Source organism: Acinetobacter sp. YH12231, assembly GCF_013417755.1.
GTDB lineage: Bacteria > Pseudomonadota > Gammaproteobacteria > Pseudomonadales > Moraxellaceae > Acinetobacter > Acinetobacter amyesii.
This window is the reverse complement of sequence record NZ_VPDJ01000024.1, coordinates 35774-42220: the sequence shown is the minus strand read 5'-3', so window position 1 is coordinate 42220 and position 6447 is coordinate 35774. Positions and strand designations below refer to the sequence as shown.

Below are 6447 nucleotides of genomic sequence, written 5' to 3'. Positions count from 1 at the left end.
CCGAACTCAGAAGTGAAACCTCTTAGCGCTGATGGTAGTGTGGGGTTACCCATGTGAGAGTAAGTCATCGCCAGCTCATTATTCGAAACACCCCCTGATATCTCAGGGGGTGTTTTTTTATGCGTGGAAAAAAGATAAAAGGGGGCGAAAATAAAGCGTTGGAAATCCAACGCTATAAATCGACCTAAAACGATAAAATTATTTTAACTGACGTCGTGCATGCTTTAATGCAGTTCTTAACCCTTCTTCTAAAGTTGGATGATAAAAGGGTTTATTTAAAATTTCATGAATGGTTCGTTCTTCTGAAATCATCCAAGCTAACATAAGCCAATGACTGCATAATTTGAATTGTGGGCGGGTATCCAACGAATATCATGGTCCATTCTGACCAAGGCTCACAGCACTGTAGTCGTGATTTTAGAGCGCTATTATTGATGAACAACTGCATCCAAAGCATGTCTAGACGAGGCCTTGCGCAGTATATTGCTCATGGGATAATGCAGTAACAGAAAGCTTCTTTCACACATTTAAAGGTCATGTGGTACATGGCAGTGTATTTTTGACCCGAAAAGAAGCCAATGTTGTCTTGTTTGACTATATTGAGATTTACTACAATCGAGTGAGAAGGCACTCTGCAAATGGTTGGTTAAGCCCAGAAGCCTTTGAGCAGAAATATTTTAAGAATTTAGAGGGATAGGTTGTCCACGATACTGCCTGGGATCATTATTTGGCTACCTTTATCGGGTAAATTTTATATTTAAAATATCAATATCCTAAATATTCGATTAAAAAAAACCTGCTTAAAAAGCAGGTCATAGATTTAGAGAAATGAAGTCAATTAAGCAAAAATATTACATGCTGCAGATGCCAAAATCCATAGAATCACCACTGCAACTACTGGCTCTACAATTTTTGACCAAGTCGGTACTTGTACTTCAGTTGTTACGTCTTCTTGTGTATGTTGTTGATTAACCATTTGATTGAACTCCTTCATTGATGCTTCTAATGATATCTCTTCTTGCAGATTTGGTTTAGAACCAAGGAGCTCTGTTAGGTTGTTTGTTGACCAAACCCAATCATCCGCTTGACCAGAAAGGTGTTCAATTTGGCCGTTGAGTAATTCTTGAATGCTTTGTGGTGAGTGTGAGCCGGTATCATGAAGTTGCTTTAATTCATTTAATTGTAAATGAAAAATTTCAGTTGTTAGGTGTTCAAGTTCAGAGCGCTCTAATATTGATGCATTCGATGGATTGGTGGTCAGATGGCGTGAAACTTCTTGAATATAGAGTTCATCAGGATGAGTAATTTCTTGATAAACCTTTTGAGCATTATTGCGGAGCTGATGAATCAATTCACCTAAGGTTAAAGCATTAATTTCACGTAAATGTTGTCGTTTTTCTTCACGATTTAAATGACTTAAAAGCGTAGGCTTTTGAGATTCTATTTGTTCGACAAAATATTGTACTAAATCAAAAGCCATTATTCGCTTCCTTATTCTTTAATCGAGCAACCTTAAACCCGGTTTTTTCTTCGGTTGCTCTTGTTGTTCTTGGTCGTTTGATTTTAAAGCATTTTGATCATTCTGAATACCTTCATATTCTTGAGGATCGAAGAACATTCCTTGACCATTTTCACGTGCATAGATGCCTAGAACAGCAGAAAAGGGGATATAGAGGTTTTGCGAAACGCCACCAAAGCGTGCAGAGAAAGTAATCGTCTCATTACTCATGTGTAGCGCATGCGTTGCATGAGGTGCGATATTCAGGACAATTTGGCCATCTTGAATATATTGAACTGGCACCATCGTACCATTCTGTGTCGCATCGACAAGTAGGTAGGGGGTAAGTTGGTTTTCACAAATCCATTCATAAAGTGCCCGTGTTAAGTATGGACGTGTTGGAGTGAATTGTAGTTCCTGTTCAGACATAATGCTTACTCGAATATTTATGGAAAATTAATTTTTTACTAAAAGCTCGCTATAGCGATTTTTTTCCTGCAATGTCATTGATTTGATAAATGCTGGACGGCTAAAGATGCGTTGGCAATAGAGAAATATAGGGCGGCATTGCTGTTTGGGAAGCTCAATACCCATGGCTTTTAGGCGCAGAAATATAGGCGCGAGCATACAGTCTAACATGCTAAATTGTTCAGACATAAAATAAGGATAATGCTGAAACAAGGGGGTTAGTGAAATGAGTGTATCACGTAATTGTTTTTGTGCGTTTTGCTTGGCTTTTTCATCGAGGGTATCGGGATGGCGAAGCATAATATCAGCCAGTCTTAACCAATCTTGTTCGAAGCGCCATACATATTGACGTTGCTCTGCACGAGGCATAGGTGCATCTGCATACAGTTTATTTTGACGATAACGGTCATCCAGATATTCGGCAATAATACTGCTGTTATAGAGTTTTAGGCCATTTTCAATCATCATCGGAAGTTGATTGTAGGGATTTAAACTCGCAAGATCTTCGTCTTCATCATCAGCAATAATTAAATTATGTTTGATTTGCTTCTCTGCAAGTACATAGCGTATCCAGTGTGAGCGAAAGTCATCCGCATGACTGTAAAGCGTAATCCCTTGGAGAGGTGCATTTTCGACTGACATAATCCGAGACGATGAGAAATGAATAAGATAGGATACTAAAATTAGACAGTAAAATCACGGAGACTTTAGCAATATCAATGCCGCTACAGCGAAAATTACAGTTTTGTTTTATTTGATATTATCTGATAGATTTTCATGTCATTCATTTACCTGATCATCACCGCATGATGACCATTGCACTTGTACAAAAAATATTATTTTTCGCTGCTGTTATTTTTATGGGCATTGGCTTTTATACGGCACTCGCTGGAGGTTATGCCTCTGATTATGGAGCAGAGGATGATAGCCCAGAACAAAAAAGCAAAATGACCATCTGTACAATTACACTAACACTGTCGGTTATATGCTTAATTGCGAGTTTGAGTCTCTTTGTTTATCGGATCATTGTTCTATTTGCATCATCTTCATAAAAATTAAGACATAAAAAAACCTTGGCATAAGCCAAGGTTTTTTGTCCGATTCGGTAAACGAATTAACGTTTAGAGAATTGAGGACGTTTACGAGCTTTACGTAAACCAAGTTTCTTACGTTCAACTTCACGAGCATCACGAGTAACGAAACCAGCTTGACGAAGAGCAGGTTTAAGAGTTTCGTCAGAAGCGATCAATGCACGAGTAATACCGTGACGGATAGCGCCTGCTTGACCACCGATACCACCACCAGCAACAGTGATGTAAAGGTCATATTTCTCAGTAGCTTCTAAAAGCTCAAGTGGTTGGTTAACAACCATACGAGCAGTTTCACGACCGAAATATTGTTCTAAAGAACGGTTGTTGATTACGAGTTTACCAGTACCAGCTGATAGGAAAACACGTGCAGTTGCGGTCTTACGGCGACCTGTACCATAGTTAGTAGCCATGTGCTGTATCCCTTAGATGTCCAAAACTTGTGGCTGTTGAGCAGTATGTGGATGCTCAGTACCAGCGTACACTTTCATTTTCTTGATCATTGCATAACCAAGAGGACCTTTTGGCAACATGCCTTTTACAGCACGTTCGAAGATTTCTTCTGGTTTGTGAGCAACTAATTTTTCGAAATTAGTTTCACGAATACCACCAGGGAAACCAGTGTGGCGATAATATTTCTTATCAAGTGATTTTTTACCAGTCACTTGAACTTGCTCAGCATTGATAACAACGATGTAGTCACCAGTGTCAACGTGAGGAGTATAAGAAGTTTTGTGCTTACCGCGTAAACGACGAGCGATTTCAGTCGCAAGGCGACCTAAAGTTTTGCCAGAAGCATCAACAACGTACCAGTCGTGTTGAACTTCAGCTGGCTTAGCGCTGAGAGTTTTCATTAAACCACTACCTATTATAGTTGGTTTGGACTATGGAAGCTGTCCAAACAAAAGGAGACGCGATTCTATACGAATACGTGAAGAATCACAAATGAAAATATAAAATTTCAAGCGCTGTATTGTAGTATATTTCTTCAGCAATAAACAGTAGATAATCCAGAAATTATAAAAAAAGCGGATGAAAGTAAATCATGTCGAATTCTAATCTGTTAAAAAACACATCTGAACCCTTATTTTGCGACATTGGTGGTATTTAATGGGCTTATGTAGCACCTTGATTTTAAGCCCAACTTTTTTGTATTTGGTATATTTGCATGGGGCGGATGGTGCGATCATCGTTTTGTTGATGATGCTCACTTTATTTTTCCTTAGTTATTTATTGGTTTATCTGTTGATTGGATTATTGCTTGTGAGCGTTATGTCTTTTTGGTTGATAACGAAGTACCCGCAGCATGTGTCAGTCGTTCAGCGCGGCATTATGATTCTTATTTGCATTGATTTGGATCATTGACATTTTAGGTTTTGCTTTCGATTTCATTCCATACAATGTCGTACAACGCGCTTATTTTTGAGTTTTGTCAGGTATTTTTAGTCAATAAAATTAGGTCTGTCATGTGCATCACACAGTATAATAATGTTATTGCACACACAGGATAGACCCATGCTGCCTTTATATATCACGAGCGGTGAACCCGCAGGTATCGGACCTGATATTTGTTTGAGCTTAGCCAATCGAATAGATGAAAGGCCAATTGTGGTTCTTATTGATAAAGATTTGCTGATCAAGCGTGCTCAACAGTTAAAGCTCGAAGTTGAACTGATTGACTATGTTGGGCAGGAAGCGTCGGCAGCTCTAGGTCAGCTTTATGTGGAACATGTACCTGTGGCTAAATCTGTCATCGCAGGTCAGTTAGATGTGAACAATGCAGCCTATGTGTTGGAGCAATTACGGCGTTCTGCAGATTATGCGATGTCTGGCAAAAGTGTTGGTGTTGCAACTGCACCTGTGCAAAAGTCGATTATTAATGATGCCGGTATCCATTTCAGCGGACATACGGAGTTTTATCAAGAATTTGCAGGCGTTGATCGTGTCGTGATGATGCTTGCGACCAAAACGCTCCGTGTCGCATTGGCAACTACACATTTACCGCTTCGTGATGTAGCCGATGCCATTACTCAAGAACGTTTGCATCAAGTCATCGATATATTAATTCATGACTTAAAAACCAAATTTAAAAAAGATCATCCGCATATTTTAGTCTGCGGTCTAAACCCACATGCGGGTGAAGATGGCTATTTGGGCATGGAGGAGATTGAAGTGATCAATCCGGTGCTAGAGCGTTATCGCGCTCAAGGGGTGAATATGAGCCTGAGCTTACCTGCCGATACCTTATTTACCCCTGAAAATTTAAAAGATGCCGATGCGGTTTTGGCGATGTATCACGATCAGGGCTTGCCTGTGTTAAAGTCGCAGGGCTTTGGCGAAGCCATCAATATCACTTTGGGCTTACCGTTTATTCGGACTTCAGTGGATCACGGCACAGCACTGTCACTGGCTGGAACTGGTCTTGCTAAAAGTTCGAGTTTACAGGTGGCGGTTGATTTGGCTTTAGAATTAGCACGTGCGAAAAATAACGAAACTTAATAATAAAGGTTTGAATTTTATATGAATAATAGTAAAAAATTATCAAAAATAAAACAGGAAAATAACAAGATGCTTAGGGCGAAATCGATCATTCGCCCATTTTTTGGGATTGCGTTAGCGTTGATGCTGTCAGCATGTTCAACGCTCGCTACAGATCATCATTTTTGTGAATTAAAAGTATTATCGCTGCAAATTCCAAAACAGACGGAAGGATTTATACGTTTTGCATTACCGGGTGCTGTGGATGGCTTTAAACATAATCAGCAAAAATTTAATCAAGCGCTGACCGCGGTGCATAAAAAATATGCGAATCGTGATGGAGCTGATAAAATGCTTCAAGATGGACAGGCAATCAATGCTAATATTGATCTGCTTGTACAGCATCAAAATAGCCTGAGTGCGCTATATGAATATCAACTTCTTGTAAGTGAAACCATTCCAGGTATTCAAGCTGAATATAACATTCTGGCTGATATGATGGCTAGAGCAAACAATTCAGCTATTCAAGCAATGATTGCCAAAAATCAAGTCTATATTGCGGGACGAATGTTGAGTTCTTTGCTGAAGTTAACTGATGTAAATTCTATTCATCCAGACGATTTAGATGACTTTTTAGCAGATTTTGAAACTTTCAATATTTTTTTGAAGGCTCAACTGAATGGTAATCCCGAACTCGGTGTAGAGCGCGTAAACAATGCTGAAATGCGTGAAAGTTTGCTCTCCATTCAGGCTGAAACTGAAGAAATGATGAAATCTGAAACAATGGCTTTGTTGAAACAAAGAGAGCCATTGCTCAGTGTAATTAACGCGGCTCGGGATAATGTGGCCAAGTCCGAAGAAATTTTTGCTCGCTTGAGTGAATTTGAATCAAGTCAGTAATCGTTGTAATAAACC

At 39.4% G+C, this 6447-nt stretch carries 8 protein-coding genes and 2 pseudogenes; 4 read left to right on the top strand and 6 right to left on the bottom strand.

Annotation, left to right across the window (positions count from 1 at the left end):
* Nucleotides 1–198: 198 nt before the first annotated feature.
* Nucleotides 199–324, bottom strand: a pseudogene (locus tag FTV11_RS17205) (hypothetical protein); the annotation flags it as partial.
* Between the two features lie 32 nt (nt 325–356).
* Here FTV11_RS17205 and FTV11_RS14095 point away from each other — a divergent pair.
* Nucleotides 357–697: pseudogene (locus FTV11_RS14095) on the top strand (IS3 family transposase); the annotation flags it as partial.
* 141 nt (nt 698–838) lie between these two features.
* Here FTV11_RS14095 and FTV11_RS14090 read toward each other — a convergent pair.
* From FTV11_RS14090 to FTV11_RS14080, 3 genes are read right to left on the bottom strand one after another with little or no spacing between them, the layout of a single operon-like run.
* Nucleotides 839–1480: a hypothetical protein gene (locus FTV11_RS14090; protein WP_180005137.1), complete on the bottom strand. Its 642-nt coding sequence runs from the start codon at nt 1478–1480 to the stop codon at nt 839–841.
* A gap of 18 nt (nt 1481–1498) precedes the next feature.
* Nucleotides 1499–1927, bottom strand: coding sequence for a ClpXP protease specificity-enhancing factor (locus FTV11_RS14085; RefSeq protein ID WP_180005136.1), 429 nt, complete (start codon nt 1925–1927; stop codon nt 1499–1501).
* 27 nt (nt 1928–1954) lie between these two features.
* Nucleotides 1955–2608, bottom strand: coding sequence for a glutathione S-transferase N-terminal domain-containing protein (locus FTV11_RS14080; RefSeq protein ID WP_180026697.1), 654 nt, complete (start codon nt 2606–2608; stop codon nt 1955–1957).
* Between the two features lie 164 nt (nt 2609–2772).
* Between FTV11_RS14080 and FTV11_RS14075 the strand changes: the two genes are divergently transcribed.
* Nucleotides 2773–3018: a hypothetical protein gene (locus FTV11_RS14075; protein WP_180011640.1), complete on the top strand. Its 246-nt coding sequence runs from the start codon at nt 2773–2775 to the stop codon at nt 3016–3018.
* Between the two features lie 62 nt (nt 3019–3080).
* Here FTV11_RS14075 and rpsI read toward each other — a convergent pair whose 3' ends face one another.
* Together rpsI and rplM are read right to left on the bottom strand one after the other, a co-directional pair.
* Complete coding sequence (rpsI, locus tag FTV11_RS14070) at nt 3081–3467, bottom strand: 30S ribosomal protein S9 (RefSeq protein ID WP_078190115.1); 387 nt, start codon at nt 3465–3467, stop codon at nt 3081–3083.
* A gap of 12 nt (nt 3468–3479) precedes the next feature.
* Entirely contained in the window at nt 3480–3908 is a 429-nt protein-coding gene (gene rplM, locus FTV11_RS14065) for a 50S ribosomal protein L13 (protein WP_004722943.1), read from the bottom strand.
* Between the two features lie 661 nt (nt 3909–4569).
* Here rplM and pdxA point away from each other — a divergent pair.
* Together pdxA and FTV11_RS14055 are read left to right on the top strand one after the other, a co-directional pair.
* A complete protein-coding gene (gene pdxA / locus FTV11_RS14060) occupies nt 4570–5553 on the top strand; it encodes a 4-hydroxythreonine-4-phosphate dehydrogenase PdxA (RefSeq protein WP_180011638.1) in 984 nt (327 codons plus the stop codon).
* A 69-nt stretch (nt 5554–5622) separates the two neighbouring features.
* Complete coding sequence (locus FTV11_RS14055) at nt 5623–6432, top strand: pilus assembly protein PilJ (RefSeq protein ID WP_180026698.1); 810 nt, start codon at nt 5623–5625, stop codon at nt 6430–6432.
* Nucleotides 6433–6447: the final 15 nt, after the last annotated feature.

Excerpts from the sequence above, each read along its gene's own strand:
- FTV11_RS14090 (WP_180005137.1), bottom strand. The coding sequence starts at position 1,480 with ATGGCTTTTGATTTAGTACAATATTTTGTCGAACAAATAGAATCTCAA.
- FTV11_RS14085 (WP_180005136.1), bottom strand. The coding sequence starts at position 1,927 with ATGTCTGAACAGGAACTACAATTCACTCCAACACGTCCATACTTAACA.
- FTV11_RS14080 (WP_180026697.1), bottom strand. The coding sequence starts at position 2,608 with ATGTCAGTCGAAAATGCACCTCTCCAAGGGATTACGCTTTACAGTCAT.
- FTV11_RS14075 (WP_180011640.1), top strand. The coding sequence starts at position 2,773 with ATGATGACCATTGCACTTGTACAAAAAATATTATTTTTCGCTGCTGTT.
- rpsI (WP_078190115.1), bottom strand. The coding sequence starts at position 3,467 with ATGGCTACTAACTATGGTACAGGTCGCCGTAAGACCGCAACTGCACGT.
- rplM (WP_004722943.1), bottom strand. The coding sequence starts at position 3,908 with ATGAAAACTCTCAGCGCTAAGCCAGCTGAAGTTCAACACGACTGGTAC.
- pdxA (WP_180011638.1), top strand. The coding sequence starts at position 4,570 with ATGCTGCCTTTATATATCACGAGCGGTGAACCCGCAGGTATCGGACCT.
- FTV11_RS14055 (WP_180026698.1), top strand. The coding sequence starts at position 5,623 with ATGCTTAGGGCGAAATCGATCATTCGCCCATTTTTTGGGATTGCGTTA.